Origin of the sequence: Pseudoflavonifractor sp. An184 (genome assembly GCF_002160305.1) — a bacterium.
In the GTDB taxonomy this organism is placed as follows: domain Bacteria; phylum Bacillota; class Clostridia; order Oscillospirales; family Oscillospiraceae; genus Lawsonibacter; species Lawsonibacter pullicola.
In genome coordinates, this window is record NZ_NFKI01000005.1 from 83288 (window position 1) to 99083 (window position 15796).

Consider the following 15796-nt stretch of genomic DNA (forward strand, 5'->3'; position numbering starts at 1 on the left):
GTATATCAGGTTTCCCAAATCCGGACAAGAGAAACCCGTCCCTTTCTCTTGCTCTGCGGGATCGGATCTGGTATGATGGGGCCATAGAGGACCCCATTTGACATGGAAATAGGAGGCGCACCCCATGGAACGGACAAATTCTGTCATTCGCATCTCCCGGGGCCGGCTGGCCGCCCTGCTGGCGGCCACGGTGCTGGTCTCCATCGCGCTGTTTTCCCTGATTTTCTACCACTGGTGCCTGCACGCCAAGCGGACGGAGGCCCTCACCCAGGGGGACGGCCCACTGTGGGCCTTTGAGCAGGGAGAGCTGGAGGTGGTGGAGGAGGACCTGGACGGGACCACGGTCTACGGAGGAGCCGGATACCAGGTCCAGGTTCGGGACGGCTTTGTCACCTCGGTCCGGGACGACAACAAGGGATTCACCAAGCTCTATGAGCAGGGAGTCCTGACCTCCATCACCTTCGACAACCCCCTGGGCGAGGCGGTGGCGCTGTGCACCCCCTTCCAGGTGGACAGCTACCTGGAATATCCCGTCCGCACCACGGAGGAGGCCCGGACCATCAGGGAGAGCGTGGACGCAGAGGGGGCCGCCTCCCTCCGGGACCAGGGCCTGCGCTGCTGGGAGCTGGACAACGGCTATCTGGTGGTTGAAACCTGATCCCCTATTTTATGATTGGAAATTGAAACAGCCGCCAACATCGCTGGCGGCTGTGTTTTGCGTTTAGAGCTCCGCGGCCAATGCTGCGGCCCGCTCCTGTGCCTCCCGCAGAATGGCCTCCGGGTCGTTGCCCTGAATGTCCAGCTCCTGGGCGGACAGACACCGGGCGGAGGGGATGCCGAACATGGCGGCCAGCCCCTTGAGATAGTCAAAGCCGTAATTCTGCCCCTCCAGAGGGCCTCCGGCGGTGGTGATAAAGACCAGCTCCCCGGCACGGCTCATGCCCACCTGCTCCCCCTCCTGGGTGTAGCGGAAGGTGACGCCCAGCATGCTGGCCCACTCCAGATAGACCTTCAGGGCCGCTGGGAAGGTCAGGTCCCAGTAGGGGGCCCCGATCACCACCAGGTCGGCCTGGGCCACCTCATGGGCCGGGCCGAACATGGGGTCCCGGGGATCTTCGGAGAAGCGCTGGTGCCGCCGGTCGTCCAGCTCTGTGGTGAGTACCGGCAGGGGAGCGGCGGTCAGGTCCCGCTCCCGAATTTCCGCCTCCGGCCAGCGGTTTTTGCAGGCATTCAAAAAGGTCTGGCACAGCTTCCAGGTGCGGGAGCGCTCCGGCCCCCGCATGCAGGCGTTGACAAATAAAATCTGTTTCACGTTCTCCATTGTACGGAATCTCCCAATTTCGATGTTTTGTTGCGGTTTCCACCCCCTTCGGGGCGGAAAAGCGATACGTCCGGGTTTAAATCCCGCAGGGCGCACCGGGCGGTTTTGGCCAGGTACTCCATGGCCTCCAGGGGGTGGCGGCCCGCGGCGGTCTCGCCGGTGAGCATCAGGGCGCAGGAGCCGTCCAGCACCGCGTTGTAGATGTCGCTCACCTCCGCCCGGGTGGGCACCGCCCGCTCCTCCATGGACCACAGCAGCTGGGTCACCACAAAGAAGGGTTTTCCCGCCGCCCGGCATGTTCGGGCGATGCGCTTCTGGGCGGAGGGGAGCTCCCACAGGGGCATACTGTTCCCCAGATCCCCCCGGGCAATGCAGATCACGTCCGCCTCCTCCAAAATCTCGTCCAGCTTCTCCATTCCCCGCCGGTTTTCGATCTTGGCCATGATCTTCACCTGGTCCAGCCCCAGCTCCGCCAGGGCGGAGCGCAGAGTGAGAAGGTCCTCCCGCCCCCGCACGAAGGGCTGGAGGACGTGGGTCACCCCAAACCGGCCGGCCTGGGCCAGGTTGGCCCGGTCCTCCGCCGTCAGGGTGGGGGAGTCCACCTCCCGGCCCAGCAGGGCCAGGCTCTTGCGGCTCTTGAGCAGTCCGCCCCGCTCCACCCGGCAGGTCAGGCGGTCGGGGCCGGCCTCCTCCACCGTGAGCAGGAGGGCGCTGTCGTCCAGGGAGATCTGGTCCCCGGGCCGGGCGGCCTCCACCACGCTCCGGGGGACGGGGATGCCCCCGGCCCCCAGCAGGGCGGAGCTTCCCTCCCGGAGGGGAACCGGCTCCTCCAGCCGCCCCACCCGCAGCTCCGGGCCCTGGAGGTCCACGATCAGGCTGGCCTCCACCCCCGCCTGACGGGCGGCGGGCCAGAACTCATCCTCCAGCAGGGAGGCGCACTCCGGGAGGGTGGTGTGGGACAGGTTCAGCCGGGCACCGGTCATCCCCGCCTGAAACATGGCCGTCAAAATCTCCCGCCGGGCGCAGGAGGCGCCCAGCGTTCCGTATAAATCCACAGGTGATCCACCTTTCTTATTGAAGCCTTCGCCCCCTATTATGGCCCGGCCGCCCGCGTCCGTCAATGGGGAGGCGGGAATCTTTTGCGGGGCTTTCCCCCGCGGGGCCGGTTCAGGCGGAATTGTCCCCACTTTTCATTGACGGTCCCCGGCGGGAATGATATACTGTATTAGTTTTAATTTGTATGAGAGGTGGCTCCCATATGTGGCGTTCCGACCGCTGGAAGGACTATGAATTGATCGACTGCTCCCGGGGGGAGAAGCTGGAGCGGTGGGGGGACCAGCTGCTGGTCCGCCCCGACCCCCAGGCCATTTGGAATACCCCCCGCACCCACCGGGGCTGGAAGCACAACGCGGGGCGGTACGCCCGCTCCTCCAGCGGCGGGGGACAGTGGCAGAATAAATCCATGCCCGAGCGCTGGACCGTCTCCTACGGCAGCCTCACCTTCAACATCAAGCCCATGAACTTCAAGCACACCGGCCTGTTCCCCGAGCAGGCGGCCAACTGGGACTGGGCCCAGGAGCAGATCCGCTCCGCCGGCCGCCCCATCAACGTACTCAACCTGTTCGCCTACACCGGGGGGGCCACGGTGGCCTGCGCCGCCGCCGGGGCCAGCGTGTGCCATGTGGATGCCGCCCGGGGCATGGTGTCCTGGGCCAGGGAGAACGCCAGGTCCTCCCACCTGGAGGACGCCCCCATCCGCTGGATCGTGGACGACTGCGCCAAGTTCGTGGAGCGGGAGATCCGCCGGGGCCGCAAGTACGACGCCATCATCATGGACCCGCCCAGCTACGGCCGGGGGCCCTCCGGGGAGGTGTGGCGGCTGGAGGAGAACCTGTACCCCTTTGTGGAGCTGGTCTCCGGGGTGCTGTCCGAAGAGCCCCTGTTCATCATCCTGAACTCCTACACCACCGGCCTGGCCCCCTCGGTGCTCACCTACATCCTGGAGACCCTGATCTCCAAGAAATTCGGCGGGCACACCGTCTCCGACGAGCTGGGCCTGCCCGTCACCGAGAGCGGCCTGGTCCTCCCCTGCGGGGCCACCGGCCGCTGGACATGCCGGTAGGGGCGGCCTTTGGCCGCCCGCCCGATCACCATACTGTTACCACTGGCGGCCAAAGGCCGCCCCTACACAATGAGGGACTTTGATGGAAAAATCGATTATCAACGTGGAGGACGTGCGCTTCTCCTATATCACCGCCGAGGGGGTGGCCCCCATCGTGCTGGACGGCGTGACCCTGGACATTGAGGAGGGCTCCTTCGTGGCTGTTCTGGGCCACAACGGCAGCGGCAAGTCCACCCTGGCCAAGCACATGAACGCCATCCTGCTCCCCACCGGGGGCAAGGTGTATGTGGACGGCATGGACACCGCCGACGAGGACAAGCTGCTGGACATCCGCCGCACGGTGGGCATGGTGTTCCAGAACCCGGACAACCAGATCGTGGCCAACGTGGTGGAGGAGGACGTGGCCTTCGCCCCGGAGAACCTGGGGGTGCCCCCGGAGGAGATCCGCCGGCGGGTGGACGACGCCCTGAAGGCGGTGGGCATGTACCAGTACCGGGAGCACGCCCCCCACCTCCTCTCCGGCGGCCAGAAGCAGCGCATCGCCATCGCCGGGGTCATCGCCATGGAGCCCCGGTGCATCGTCCTGGACGAGCCCACCGCCATGCTGGATCCCATCGGCCGGGCCGACGTGCTGCGCACCATCAAGACCCTGAACCGGGAGCGGGGGGTCACCGTGGTCCTCATCACCCACCACATGGATGAGGCCGCCCAGGCCGACCGCCTGGTGGTCATGGCCAAGGGCAGGGTGGTGGCCGACGGCGCCCCCAAGGAGGTGTTCCAGGACGTGGAGGGCCTCAAGTCCGTGGGCCTCACCGTCCCCGACACCACCGAGCTCCTCTGGGAGCTGCGCCGGGAGGGGTTGGACGTGCCCCTGGACGCCCTCAGCGACGAGGAGTGCGCCCAGGCGCTGAAGGAACTTTTATGCAGAGTAAAGAGTAAAGAGTAAAGAGTGGAGATATTGTGTCCGGCGAAGCCGGACCATTTCAAATCATTCGCCTGCGGCGAATACCATATCTTCACTCTCCACTCTTAGCTCTTCACTCTCCAACGGGCGTGACCCCAAAAGGGCATGCACCACTTTAAAACAAAGGACGGAACACAACGGATGGAAGCAATACTGGAGACAAAAAAACTCTCCCATATTTACAGCGCCGGGACCCCCTTTGAGCGGGCCGCCCTGGCGGACGTGGACTTTGCCGCCTACCCCGGGGAGTACCTGGGCATCATCGGCCACACCGGCTCGGGCAAGTCCACCCTGATCCAGCACCTGAACGGCCTGCTCAAGCCCACCTCGGGCCAGGTCCTGTTCCAGGGGACGGATATCTGGACCGACCTGAAGACCACCCGCCGCACCCGGTTTCAGGTGGGGCTGGTGTTCCAGTACCCGGAATACCAGCTCTTTGAGGAGACGGTATACAAGGACATCTCCTTCGGCCCCAGGAACATGGGCCTGGACGAGAAGGAGGTGGACCGGCGGGTGCGCTCGGCGGCCTACTTTGTGGGCCTGCGGGACGACCAGCTCGGCCAGTCCCCCTTCGAGCTCTCCGGCGGCCAGAAGCGCCGGGTGGCCATCGCCGGGGTCATCGCCATGGAGCCCAAGGTGCTCATCCTGGACGAGCCCACCGCCGGACTGGACCCGGTGGGCACCGAGTCCATCCTGAGCAACATCCGGGCCTATCACAAGGCCCAGAACGCCACCATCATCATGGTCTCCCACTCCATGGAGGAGATGGCCCGGACGGTGGACCGGCTGGTTGTGGTCAACGACGGAACAATCGCCCTGGAGGGGGCGCCCAGCCAGGTGTTCCAGCACGGACAGGAGCTGGAGGACATGGGCCTGGGGATTCCCCAGATGACCCGGGTGTTCAACCGCCTGAAGGCCATGGGCGTGGACGTGGGCTCCTCTGTGTACACCGTGGAGCAGGCCAAGCGGGCCATTCTGGACGCAGTGGCCAAGAAGGGGGTGGGCTGAGATGGCACTGAAAGACATTACTCTGGGCCAGTATTTCCCCGGCCACTCCCTGGTCCACCGGCTGGACCCCCGCACCAAGATCCTGGCGGTGGTGATCTATATTGTGGCCCTGTTTCTGGCCAAGTCCTTTGTCACCTACGCCATCATGTTCGCCCTGCTGGCCCTGTCCGTGAAGGTCTCCACCGTGCCGGTGAAGTCTCTGGTCCGGGGCATGAAGCCGGTGGTGTTCATCCTGATCTTCACCGCCGTTTTGAACCTGTTCTACACCCCGGGGGAGCACGTGCTGTTCCAGGTGTGGATTCTCACCGTCACCCTGGAGGGGGTGCAGAACGCCTTCTTCATGGTCATCCGCATCCTGATGCTCATTGCGGGCACCTTCCTGCTCACCTACACCACCTCCCCCATCCTGCTCACCGACGGGCTGGAGTCCCTGCTGGGTCCCCTGAAGAAGATCAAGGTGCCGGTGCACGAGCTGGCCATGATGATGTCCATTGCCCTGCGGTTCATCCCCACCCTTATCGAGGAGACGGACAAGATCATGTCCGCCCAGCGGGCCCGGGGGGCCGACTTTGAGAGCGGCAACCTGGTCCAGCGGGCCAAGGCCCTGATCCCCCTGCTGGTGCCCCTGTTCATCTCCGCCTTCCGCCGGGCGGAGGAGCTGGCGGTGGCCATGGAGTGCCGCTGCTACCACGGCGGCGAGGGGCGCACCCGCCTGCGCCAGCTGAAATACGCGGGGAAGGACTGGGCGGTGCTGGTGTTCTTCCTGGTGATCGCGGTCCTGGTGGGCGTCCTGGGACATTTCGGGCTGTAAGCCCGCCCGGGTCAGATTTTCTCCAGGCAGGCGTCCGTCAGCTGCATCCCCAGCCGCAGGCCCTGGTAGAAGGACCAGAGCCCGTGCCCCTGGATGGGGCTGGACTGAAGGTGGTCCGGCCAGAGCCGCGGGTCCGGCTGGGTGACGAAGTAGCGGTAGAGCTCGTCCACAATGTTGGGGATCTCGTTTTCCATGGAAATTCCTCCTTTGTTTGGATCGAAAGAGCTGTGCGTATTTTAAGAAAAGCACCGGATTTAGGAGAGGAGCGGGGGCCGTGTTTTCAGAGCGGATTCGGATTCTGCGGAAAGAGGCCAAACTGACCCAGGCGCAGGCCGCGCGGAACGTGGGACTGTCTCCCCGCGGGTATCAAGATCTGGAATTGGGCGCGACTCCAAGGGGTGACACGCTGCTGTCGATTGCCGATTTTTATGGAGTGTCCATTGACTGGCTGATGGGCCGCACCGATAGGAGAGCGGTCAATGGGGGGAAGCGGGAAGCATGATATTCAATGACCGGCTGAAACTGCTGAGGATCGAGCGCTCCTATACTCAGGAGGCGGCGGCAAAGGCCATTGGTATTCCGCCCAGAAGCTATCAGAGATTGGAGCTGGACGGGAACAAGACGCATTACGACACGCTGATGAAGATTGCGGATTGCTATGGAGTTTCTGTGGATTGGCTGATGGGCCGCACCGACGTGCGGAGTATCTGCGGAAAAGAGTAAAACGATATTTTTATCGCCCTCATTATACACGATAAAAATATACGTGTCAATGGGAGAAGAACCATGATATTCAATGAGAGACTGAAAGAACTGCGGACAGAGAAGGGGCTTACCCAGGTGCAGGCGGCGGAGGCGATTTCCATTGCCTACCGCAACTATCAGCGGCTGGAGGCCGACGGAAATCTGCCGAACTTCTCGAATTTTGTGGCGATTGCCGACCTGTTTGAGGTTTCGCTGGATTATCTGGCCGGCCGCACCGACGTGCGGGAGGTCAACGGCGGCGCCCTCCCCGCGCCGGAGCACCAGATCATGCTGGAGGCCGAGGTGGAGGTCCCGGAGGGGACGGAGGACCTGCTCCGCCGGGTGATCTCCGCCGCCCTGGCGGCGGAGGGGGTGGACCTGCCCTGTGAGATCAACGTACTGCTCACCGACGACGAGGGCATCCACCAGGTGAACCGGGAGATGCGGCAGGTGGACCGCCCCACCGACGTGCTGTCCTTCCCCATGTTTGACCTCAAGCCGGGGGAGAAGCCGGAGGCGGGGGACGAGGACCCGGAGAGCGGCCTGGTCCCCCTGGGGGACATGTGCATCTCCCTGGAGCGGGCGGCGGCCCAGGCCGGGGAGTTCGGCCACAGCGTGGAGCGGGAGCTGAGCTATCTCACCGTCCACTCGGTGCTCCACCTGCTGGGCTATGACCACATGGACGAGGGGCCCATGAAGCGGCAGATGCGCGTGCATGAGGAGTTTATTCTGGACAAGCTGGGCATTACCCGGGAAATGGAGGAGGAAACGCCATGAGCACACCCCCCTATCTGCGTCTGGCCCCTCTGGAGGAGGAAGAAAAACCGGTGGAGGCGGAGCTGGAGATCAGCCCCAGGGATCTGGCCGTGATGGCCGCCTCGGTGTGCGCCGCGCTGGCCGCCTTCTGGTGGCTGTGGAAGAAGCTGGTGAAGTAAGCGGGGAGTTTCGCCGCCCCGGCGGCGAGTTTCTTTCTGGATGCCCAGAAAGAAACCAAAGAAGCACCAGGGCGCGGCTCAGGATGAGCGCTTCGCGCTCATATTCGCCGCCCCTGGACCCCATTTTGCGGGGGCCTCAATTAAGCGGCCTTGGCAGTCGTCGCAAAGGCGCAGGCGGTTCAGCTGACCAGTTTCCGTTCTATTACCGCTGCCGCTGAGGGTTTGGTAACCTTTCAGTTCTGTTCCTCCTGGCAGAAAGCGCGCCTTTTGGCGTGTTTGGGCTCAAGTGCGGCTCAGTGGAACGGTGGATACGAGAACTGCTGCGTTTTTGCAGGGCCCAATGTCCTCATCGGGTCGATCCCGGGCGGCCCGGTGTGCCGCCCCTACGGAATGGTCTGGGGCGGCGCGTCCGGGAGGCCGCGCCCTACATGGGATGGAATCTCGGGGACAGGTGGGGCTGGGACCCGCCCCTACAACGAATAACGGAGCGGATGCGTTCTTTTCGTAGGGGCCGGTCCCAGACTGGCCCGCGGGAGGGGCAAGCCCCTCCCCTACGGGTTTTAAGGAGAACTTCCGAGTTTGGATAGGGGAGGCCCTTGGGCCTCCCGCCGTCAACGGACCCGGTACCGTCTGCTCGGCAAACCCAGGCGCAGGAATGGAGCCGCGGAACCTGAAATTTTTGCTTACTAAGGCCCCAGTGGGTCGGCGGGAATTCAGACCAGCCGCTCAGATTTTGCGCGCCGGAAATGCTGTAAAATCCAGCAGGTACGCGTCCCCCGTAATGGGGGACCGGGGGTATGCCGTCATGGCGAACGAAGTTCGCCCCTGCCGCGTCCCCCGGCGGCGAAATCCCCCCCGACGAGCGAAGGAACTCCATCATCGCCCCCTCATCCGGCCCTTCGGGCCACCTTCCCCCCAGGGGGAAGGCTAGAGAAGAATAGATGGCGAAATTCCCCCAGCAAATTAAGTAAGAATGGGAAAACTGCTCGCCCCCAAACAAGAAAGTGAGGATCATCTGATGTCGATCAAAAAATCTGGAATTATTACCCTTTGCGGCCGCCCCAACGTGGGCAAATCCACCCTGACCAACGCCCTGGTGGGGGAGAAGGTGGCCATTGTCACCAACAAGCCCCAGACCACCCGCAACCGCATCTCGGCCATCCTGAACCGTGGGGAGTGCCAGTTCGTCTTTGTGGACACCCCGGGCCTGCACAAGGCCCGCACCCGCCTGGGGGACTACATGGTGAACGTGGTGAAGGAGAGCGTGGCCGACGTGGACGCGGTGCTCCTGCTGGTGGAGCCCATCCCCAACATCGGCGCCCCGGAGGCGGAGCTCATCGCCCGGATCAAGACCCTGGGCTGCCCCTCGGTGCTGGTCATCAACAAGGTGGACACCCTGGAGCACAAGGAGAAGCTGCTGGAGGTCATCCAGACCTACACCCAGGCCCACGACTTTACCGCCGTAATGCCCATCTCCGCCAAGAACGGCGAGGGGGTGGAGGAACTGCTGGGGGTGCTGGAGGGCTTCCTGCCCGAGGGGCCCCAGCTGTTCCCCGAGGACATGATCTCCGACCAGCCCGAGCGGCAGATGATGGCGGAAATTTTAAGAGAAAAGCTCCTTTTGTGCCTGGACAAGGAGATCCCCCACGGCACGGCGGTGGAGATCACCAAGTTCTCCGAGCGGGACGACGAGGTCATCGAGATCGACGCCACCATCTACTGTGAGAAGAACAGCCACAAGGGCATCATCATCGGCAAGGGGGGAGCCATGCTGAAAAAGATCTCCTCCCTGGCCCGGCAGGATATGGAGCGGTTCATGGGGACCAAGGTTTTCCTCCAGACCTGGGTGAAGGTGAAAGAGAACTGGAGAGATAACGTGAATTTGATCCGGAATTTTGGGTATCGGGACGAGTAAGATAGAGTGCAGGGGAGTTTCGCCGCCTGCACTCCTCTCTAGCCTTCCCCCTGGGGGGAAGGTGCCCCAGTGCGCACACTGGGGCGGATGAGGGGGCGGTATTTGCTCCCCGTTGACCGGGCGAATCGGGTAGGGCGGGACCGCGATGTTCTGAGAGCTTCAAGGGGGCAGAGGCGAAACGAAGTTTCGCAGGAAGTTCTTTTGCCGGATTTTCTTTCCGGAAAAGCCGGGGCAAATTTAGACAGCCGGAATGTTCCACACATAGGGTTCGACCATTTCTGCCACGCTAAGGGCACAGAAAGAGAGACGGGAGGGCACGAAATGGATCAAGCAGGGATGTGGAAGCTGTTTTTTGCCACCGGGCTGCCGGAGGCCTATCTGGCGGTCCGGTCCGAAGGGGAGAGGCAGGAGGCCGTGCTGCCGCCCATGCCGCCCCCCGGACTGCCCGGCTCGGTGGGGATGCCTCCGCCGGGGTGGAGCTCCGAGAAAAAGACGGAGACGTCCGCTGGCCCGCTCTGAACCGGAGCGGGCTCTTTACATGCTGGGAGCGTGAAGACATGCACATGCGCACCAAGGCGCTGGTCCTGCGGGAGACCGCCTATAAGGAATCGGACAAAATTTTGACCCTGCTCACCCAGGAGGCGGGCAAGCTCACCGCCTCCGGCCGGGGCTGCCGGAAGAAGGGGAGCCCCATCGCCGCCGGCTGTCAGCTGCTGGTGTGGTCGGACATGGTGCTCTATGAGCACCGGGGCCGCTGGGCGGTCCAGGAGGCGGCGGTGGAGCGGGAGTTCCGGGGGATGCGGGACGACCTTGTAAAGTTCGCTCTGGGCTGCTACGGGGCGGAGGTCACCGAGCTGCTGGCGGTGGAGGGGGTGCCCAACCCGGAGCTGCTCGCCCTGCTGCTCAACAGCCTCCACGCCCTGGACAAGCTGGACCGGCCCCCCGCCCTGGTGAAGGCCGCCTTTGAGCTGCGGTGCCTGTGCCTGGCGGGGTACGGCCCCCTGCTGGACGCCTGCGCCGTGTGCGGGAGGGAGCCGCCGGAGGACCCCCGCTTCCACCTGCGGGAGGGGGTGCTCCACTGCGCCGCCTGCCGGGGGGAGGTGGGGGACGGTATCTCCATGCCGGTGGACGGCGGCGTGCTGGCCGCCATGCGGCACATCGTCTACGGGGACCCCAAGCGGCTGTTCTCCTTCCAGCTGGGGGAGGAGGGCCTCAAGCAGCTGGGAGGAATTACAGAGGCCTATCTGCTCACCCAGCTGGAGCGGGGGTTCCGCACCCTGGACTTCTATAAGCAGATGGCCCTGTGAGCGGGGCAAAAAACGCCGCTGGCAAGGTACACTGCCAGCGGCGCTTTTTTGAACCCGGATGTGGATTTGCCAAGAGGCGAAACGCAGTTTCGCACAAAGTTCTTTTGCCTACTTTTCTTTCAAGAAAAGTAGGGGGCGTGCCCAGAGCCGTATTTTTCCTGGTGTTCCCGCCCCCCTGCGGGGGCGGGAACATATAAAAAATAGGATTTAAGAAAAGTCGGTCAGAGTTTCCATCTCGTCCAGCAGGGAATCGAACAGGTCCAGGGCCGACTGGATGGGCTGGGGGGAGGCCATGTCCACCCCGGCCCCCTTCAGCAGGTCGATGGGGTCCTTGCTGCACCCGCCGGAGAGGAACTCCAGATAGTCCTTCACGGCGGGCTCTCCCTCCTGCAAGATCCGCCGGGACAGGGCGATGGCGGCGGAGTAGCCGGTGGCGTACTGGAACACATAGTAGTTGTAGTAGAAGTGGGGGATGCGGGACCACTCCAGGGCGATCTGGCCGTCGGAGACCATGTCGGGGCCGAAGTAGGCCTCGTTGAGGGCCCTGTACTCCCGGCTGAGCAGGTCGGCGGTGAGGGCCTCCCCCTGGGCGGACAGCTCGCCCATGCGCAGCTCGAACTCGGCGAACATGGTCTGCCGGTACAGGGTGCCCTTGAACTGCTCCAGGAAGTGGTTGATGAGCCAGGCCCGGCGGCGCTTGTCCGTGGTGCTTTTCAGCAGATGCTCCATGAGCAGGGCCTCGTTGCAGGTGGAGGCCACCTCGGCCACGAAGATCACATAGTCCCGGTACACGGTGGGCTGCGTCTTGTTGGACAGATAGGAGTGGACCGCGTGGCCCAGCTCGTGGGCCAGGGTGAACATGCCGTCCAAATCGTCCTGGTAGTTTAAGAGGATATAGGGATGGACCATGGAGCCGGACATATAGCCCCCGGAGCGCTTGCCCACATTTTCGTACACGTCGATCCACCGGTTGTCCAGACCCTCCCGGATGATGGCCTGGTACTCCTTGCCCAGGGGGGCCACCGCCTGATAGACGGTCTCCTTGGCCTCCTCATAGGGGATCTTGGCGTCGACGCCGGACACCATGGGGGCGTACACGTCGTACATGTGCAGCTCGTCCACTCCCAGCAGCTTTTTCCGCAGGCGGACATACCGGTGCATCTTGTCCAGGTTGGCCCGGACGGTGGAGATCAGGTTGTGGTAGACCGCCTCCGGCACCCGGGTGCCATCCAGAGAGGCGGCCAGGGCGCTGGGGTACTTCCGGGCGGCGGCGAAGAACTGGAGCTGCTTCACCTGGGCGGAGAGGGTGGCGGCCATGGTGTTCTTCACGCCCCCGTAGACGGCGTACAGGTTCTCAAAGGCGGATTTGCGCAGGGCCCGGTCCTCGCTGGCCATGAGCAGGGTGTAGGAGCCGTTGGACAGGGGGTGCTTCTCCCCCTTCCCGTCCACCGCGTCGGGGAAGGTCAAATCCGCGTCGGCCAGCTTGGAGAAGATGTCGTCCGGAGCCTGGGCCAGCTCCCCTACGCCCGCCAACAGCTTCTCCTCGGAGTCGGACAGGGTGTGCTCCCGGCGGTCCTGGATGATAGTAAAATACCGGCGGTACAGCTCCAGCTCCGGCTTTTCCCCATAGAACCGCTCCAGGGTCTCGGTGGGAATGCGTAAAACCTCGGGGATCTCAAAGGACACCGCCTGGGAGAGGGCCACGTACTGGCTGGTGATCTTGCCCACCATGGCCTGGTACTCGGGGACCCGGGTGTCCTCGTCGCTTCTCCGCTGGGCGTAGTCCATCAGCTTCACCAGCAGCTCCCCGGCCTCCTGCTCCAGGGTGACGTACGCATACAGGGCGTCCGCGCTCTCCCCCAGGCGGCCGGCGCAGGCGGCCAGCTTGGGCACCATGGCCTGGAGGCGGGAGAAGTCCTCCTGCCAGGCCTGGTCGGTGGGGTAGAGGTCGGCGGTGTTCCAGGTGAACTCCGGGGCGATCTGGCTGCGCTCCGGGATGGCTTTGGCTTGAGACATGGAAAAACCTCCTGTTAGAAAAGTGGATGATACCAGTATGGTACCACGGGACAAAAAATATGGCAAGTGAGCAGAAAAAGGGAGGCGGCCAGCGGCCGCCCCCTCTTGTCAGCAGGAAATCAGAAAATCAGGTCCCGGGTGATCTCGGACAGGCTGTGGACCCCGCACATGGCCATGGTGTCCTCCAGCTCGCCCTTGAGCTTCTGGGTGAGCACCTGGACCCCCTCGGCCCCGCCGCCGTACACGGCGGTGACATAGGGACGGGCCAGCAGCACGCCGTCGGCCCCCAGGGCCAGCGCCTTCAGCACGTCCACGCCGGTGCGGATGCCGCCGTCCACCAGAATGGTCATCTGCCCCTTCACCGCGTCGGCGATGGCGGGGAGGACCTGGGCGGTGGCGGGGACGCCGTCCTGGACCCGGCCGCCGTGGTTGGACACCACGATGCCGGCGGCCCCGGCCTCCAGGGCCTTCTGCGCGCCCTTCACCGTCATGACGCCCTTGAGGATGAAGGGCACCTTGATGTACTCGATGATCTCCCGCAGCTCGGCCACCGTCTTGGACCCGGCGGGGGGCGTGAGCCCCTTCAGGAAGGGCAGCCCGGCGGCGTCGATGTCCATGGCGAACACCTTGGCGCCGGAGGCCTTGGCCGCGTCCAGCTTGGCGTACAGGGTGTCCCGGTCCCAGGGCTTCACGGTGGGGATGCCCTTGCCGCCCGCGGCCCCGATGGCGGCGGAGGCGGCGGTGAACACATCCGGGTTGGTGCCGTCGCCGGTGAAGGCGGCGATGCCCGCCTGGACGCAGGCGGGGACCAGAATGCTGTTGTACTCCAGATCGTTGTACTTGTCTCCGTAGTGGAGATTCACCGCCCCCACGGGACCGGCGAACACGGGCAGGGCGTAGGTCTCGCCGAAGAACCGGAACGTGGTGTCCACCGGCTTGTTTTCGCAGATGGTATCCATGTTCAAATCAATGTTCTGCCAGGCCTCATAGTTGCGGATGGCCACGGTGCCGGTGCCCTTGGCGCCGGGGCCGGGCATGGTGCTGCCGCAGGCGCGCCCGTTGCACACCGGGCAGGCCTTGCAGCTGGGGCCGCTGCAGGTGCGTGCGGCGGCCAGAACTTCCTGATAGGTCACAAAAAACCCCTCCTTATTGCTTCGGAAACATTGTAGCCAAAATGGGGAGGAGCGTCAAGAGGGCAGCTTGTCCTCCAGCCAGGCCAGCAGGTCCTCAAAGACCTCCCGCTGGCGGACCTCGTGGAACATCTCGTGGCGGCCGCCGGGGTAGAGCTTCAGGGTCACGTCGGTGCAGCCCGCGTCCAGGAACATCCGCAGGACCTTCCGCACCCCTCGGCCCATGCCGCCCACCGGGTCCCGGTCCCCGGAGAGAAAGAGCGCCGGGGTGTCCGCCCTCATGTTCCGCAGATTGTCCGGCTTGGCGATGAATTGCAGTCCCCCCATCATGTCCCGGAACATGGACACGGTGGGCTTGGGGCGGCAGAGAGGGTCGGCCAGATAGGCGTCCACCGCCGCCGGGTCGCTGGAGATCCAGTCGGCGCCGGTGCGGTTGGGGCGGAAGCGGCGGTTGTAGGCCCCCAGGGAGAGGGCGTCCACCAGGGGGCTCACCCCCTGGCTGCCCAGGCGGCGGCACTCCAGGGAGGCCAGAGCCCTGCCCAGGGCCACCAGGGGAGCGGGCTCCTGGCCGGTGCCCGAGAGGATCACCCCGTCCAGGGTGCCCGGGTACTGGATCAGGTAGGTGCGGGTCAGGAAGGAGCCCATGGAGTGACCCAGAAGGAAATAGGGCAGGGAGGGGTATTTCTCCCCCTCCAGCTCCCGCAGGCGGCGGACGTCCCGGACCACCAAATCCCAGCCGCCTTTGGGGGCGAAGAAGCCGTAAGAGCCGTCCTCCACCGTCTTTCCGTGGCCCAGGTGGTCCTCGCCGCACACCAGGAAGCCGTGGGCGGCGAGAAACCGGGATACCTCCTCATACCGGCCCATGTGCTCCGCCACTCCGTGGACGATCTGAATGACCGCCCGGGGCGGCGTGTCCGGGCACAGCTCCTGGGCGTAGATGGTGTGCCCGGAGCGGGCGGAGGAGTATCGGAATTCCAGCAGTTCCGGCATGGAGCAGACCTTCTTTCTTGCATGGTATCTGTTCTCCACTGTACCACAGATGGGCGGAAATGGCCAGCCAAACCTTACGGTATCTCCTCCAGAAGGGCGCGCAGGCGCTGGGCGTGGAACTCCGCGTCCTCCCCCAGGTCCTGAAACAGCTGCTGGAGGCAGGGGTCCCCCATCCCCTGAGCGGCGGCACGGGCCTGGGCGGCGCGCTGGTGGAGCTGCTGAAAGAGGGTGCGCAGGACCAGGGGCAGGGGGCCGGAGGGGGCGGCTCCGGCCTGGCTGGGGCTGTACCGCTCCCCGGTGATGAGAAAGTGGGCGGTGGACAGGCGGCGCTCCTCCCGGCGCAGGTCGCCGGCGATTCCGGACAGGACCCGGGCCGCCCGGCTGCCCGACCGGCGGGACAGGGCCTGGAGGGAGCGGAGAAAGCCCCGGGTCTGGTCCATCATGTCCCGGATGGCCTGGGTGTAGGGCCGGGAGCCCTCCCCCAGGCAGGTGAGGGGGACTTGGGGGGCCGTCTCCGGCGGCTGTTCCGGGGC

Annotated in this window: 19 protein-coding genes; 12 read left to right on the forward strand and 7 right to left on the reverse strand. The window is 64.6% G+C overall.

Going from position 1 to position 15796, the window contains the following annotated elements; all coding sequences use genetic code 11:
* The first annotated feature begins 124 nt into the window (after window positions 1–124).
* The gene (locus tag B5F19_RS03595) at window positions 125–658 is read left to right on the forward strand and encodes a hypothetical protein (RefSeq protein ID WP_087288078.1); all 534 of its coding nucleotides are present in this window, start codon (window positions 125–127) and stop codon (window positions 656–658) included.
* Window positions 659–721: 63 nt separating this feature from the next.
* Here the strand turns inward: B5F19_RS03595 and B5F19_RS03600 are convergent, their stop codons facing one another.
* Both B5F19_RS03600 and B5F19_RS03605 read right to left on the reverse strand, forming a co-directional pair.
* Entirely contained in the window at window positions 722–1321 is a 600-nt protein-coding gene (locus B5F19_RS03600; RefSeq protein ID WP_087288080.1) for an NAD(P)H-dependent oxidoreductase, read from the reverse strand.
* On the reverse strand, window positions 1309–2376 hold the full coding sequence (locus B5F19_RS03605) for a pyruvate kinase (RefSeq protein WP_087288082.1): 1068 nt from the start codon (window positions 2374–2376) through the stop codon (window positions 1309–1311). The genes B5F19_RS03600 and B5F19_RS03605 overlap by 13 nt, the downstream gene beginning before the upstream one ends.
* A gap of 203 nt (window positions 2377–2579) precedes the next feature.
* Here B5F19_RS03605 and B5F19_RS03610 point away from each other — a divergent pair, with 203 nt between their 5' ends.
* The 4 genes from B5F19_RS03610 (at window position 2580) to B5F19_RS03625 (ending at window position 6226) form a co-directional block, all read left to right on the forward strand.
* Window positions 2580–3443, forward strand: a complete 864-nt coding sequence (locus B5F19_RS03610) for a class I SAM-dependent methyltransferase (protein WP_087288084.1) — start codon at window positions 2580–2582, stop codon at window positions 3441–3443.
* 82 nt (window positions 3444–3525) lie between these two features.
* Complete coding sequence (locus tag B5F19_RS03615; protein WP_087288086.1) at window positions 3526–4389, forward strand: energy-coupling factor transporter ATPase; 864 nt, start codon at window positions 3526–3528, stop codon at window positions 4387–4389.
* A 159-nt stretch (window positions 4390–4548) separates the two neighbouring features.
* The gene (locus tag B5F19_RS03620) at window positions 4549–5415 is read left to right on the forward strand and encodes an energy-coupling factor transporter ATPase (RefSeq protein ID WP_087288088.1); all 867 of its coding nucleotides are present in this window, start codon (window positions 4549–4551) and stop codon (window positions 5413–5415) included.
* A 1-nt stretch (window position 5416) separates the two neighbouring features.
* On the forward strand, window positions 5417–6226 hold the full coding sequence (locus B5F19_RS03625; protein ID WP_087288090.1) for an energy-coupling factor transporter transmembrane component T: 810 nt from the start codon (window positions 5417–5419) through the stop codon (window positions 6224–6226).
* A gap of 11 nt (window positions 6227–6237) precedes the next feature.
* On the opposite strand, the gene B5F19_RS03630 is transcribed toward B5F19_RS03625, so the two are convergent.
* Entirely contained in the window at window positions 6238–6420 is a 183-nt protein-coding gene (locus tag B5F19_RS03630) for a hypothetical protein (protein ID WP_087288092.1), read from the reverse strand.
* 80 nt (window positions 6421–6500) lie between these two features.
* Between B5F19_RS03630 and B5F19_RS03635 the strand changes: the two genes are divergently transcribed.
* From B5F19_RS03635 to recO, 7 genes are all read left to right on the forward strand, one after another.
* Window positions 6501–6728, forward strand: coding sequence for a helix-turn-helix transcriptional regulator (locus B5F19_RS03635; RefSeq protein WP_087288094.1), 228 nt, complete (start codon window positions 6501–6503; stop codon window positions 6726–6728).
* Window positions 6725–6949 carry a helix-turn-helix transcriptional regulator gene (locus B5F19_RS03640; protein WP_087288096.1) on the forward strand — a complete coding sequence of 75 codons (225 nt, stop codon included), beginning with the start codon at window positions 6725–6727 and terminating at the stop codon, window positions 6947–6949. Before B5F19_RS03635 ends, B5F19_RS03640 begins: the two co-directional genes overlap by 4 nt.
* A gap of 63 nt (window positions 6950–7012) precedes the next feature.
* Window positions 7013–7747 carry an rRNA maturation RNase YbeY gene (ybeY, locus tag B5F19_RS03645; protein WP_087288098.1) on the forward strand — a complete coding sequence of 245 codons (735 nt, stop codon included), beginning with the start codon at window positions 7013–7015 and terminating at the stop codon, window positions 7745–7747.
* Entirely contained in the window at window positions 7744–7905 is a 162-nt protein-coding gene (locus B5F19_RS17395) for a hypothetical protein (protein WP_162612509.1), read from the forward strand. Before ybeY ends, B5F19_RS17395 begins: the two co-directional genes overlap by 4 nt.
* 1018 nt (window positions 7906–8923) lie before the next feature.
* Window positions 8924–9820, forward strand: coding sequence for a GTPase Era (gene era, locus B5F19_RS03650; RefSeq protein WP_087288100.1), 897 nt, complete (start codon window positions 8924–8926; stop codon window positions 9818–9820).
* Between the two features lie 321 nt (window positions 9821–10141).
* Window positions 10142–10339, forward strand: a complete 198-nt coding sequence (locus B5F19_RS03655) for a hypothetical protein (RefSeq protein ID WP_087288102.1) — start codon at window positions 10142–10144, stop codon at window positions 10337–10339.
* Window positions 10340–10377: 38 nt separating this feature from the next.
* The gene (gene recO, locus B5F19_RS03660) at window positions 10378–11127 is read left to right on the forward strand and encodes a DNA repair protein RecO (protein ID WP_087288104.1); all 750 of its coding nucleotides are present in this window, start codon (window positions 10378–10380) and stop codon (window positions 11125–11127) included.
* A gap of 207 nt (window positions 11128–11334) precedes the next feature.
* On the opposite strand, the gene pepF is transcribed toward recO, so the two are convergent.
* The 4 genes from pepF to B5F19_RS17400 all read right to left on the reverse strand — a co-directional run.
* Complete coding sequence (gene pepF / locus B5F19_RS03665) at window positions 11335–13143, reverse strand: oligoendopeptidase F (protein WP_087288106.1); 1809 nt, start codon at window positions 13141–13143, stop codon at window positions 11335–11337.
* Between the two features lie 119 nt (window positions 13144–13262).
* Window positions 13263–14276, reverse strand: a complete 1014-nt coding sequence (locus B5F19_RS03670) for an alpha-hydroxy-acid oxidizing protein (RefSeq protein ID WP_087288108.1) — start codon at window positions 14274–14276, stop codon at window positions 13263–13265.
* 54 nt (window positions 14277–14330) lie between these two features.
* Window positions 14331–15263 (reverse strand): alpha/beta hydrolase, encoded by a 933-nt coding sequence (locus B5F19_RS03675; protein ID WP_087288110.1) that lies wholly within the window; start codon window positions 15261–15263, stop codon window positions 14331–14333.
* A gap of 74 nt (window positions 15264–15337) precedes the next feature.
* Window positions 15338–15796, reverse strand: a 459-nt coding sequence (locus B5F19_RS17400) for a hypothetical protein (RefSeq protein ID WP_087288112.1), incomplete at its 5' end; no start/stop codon positions are given.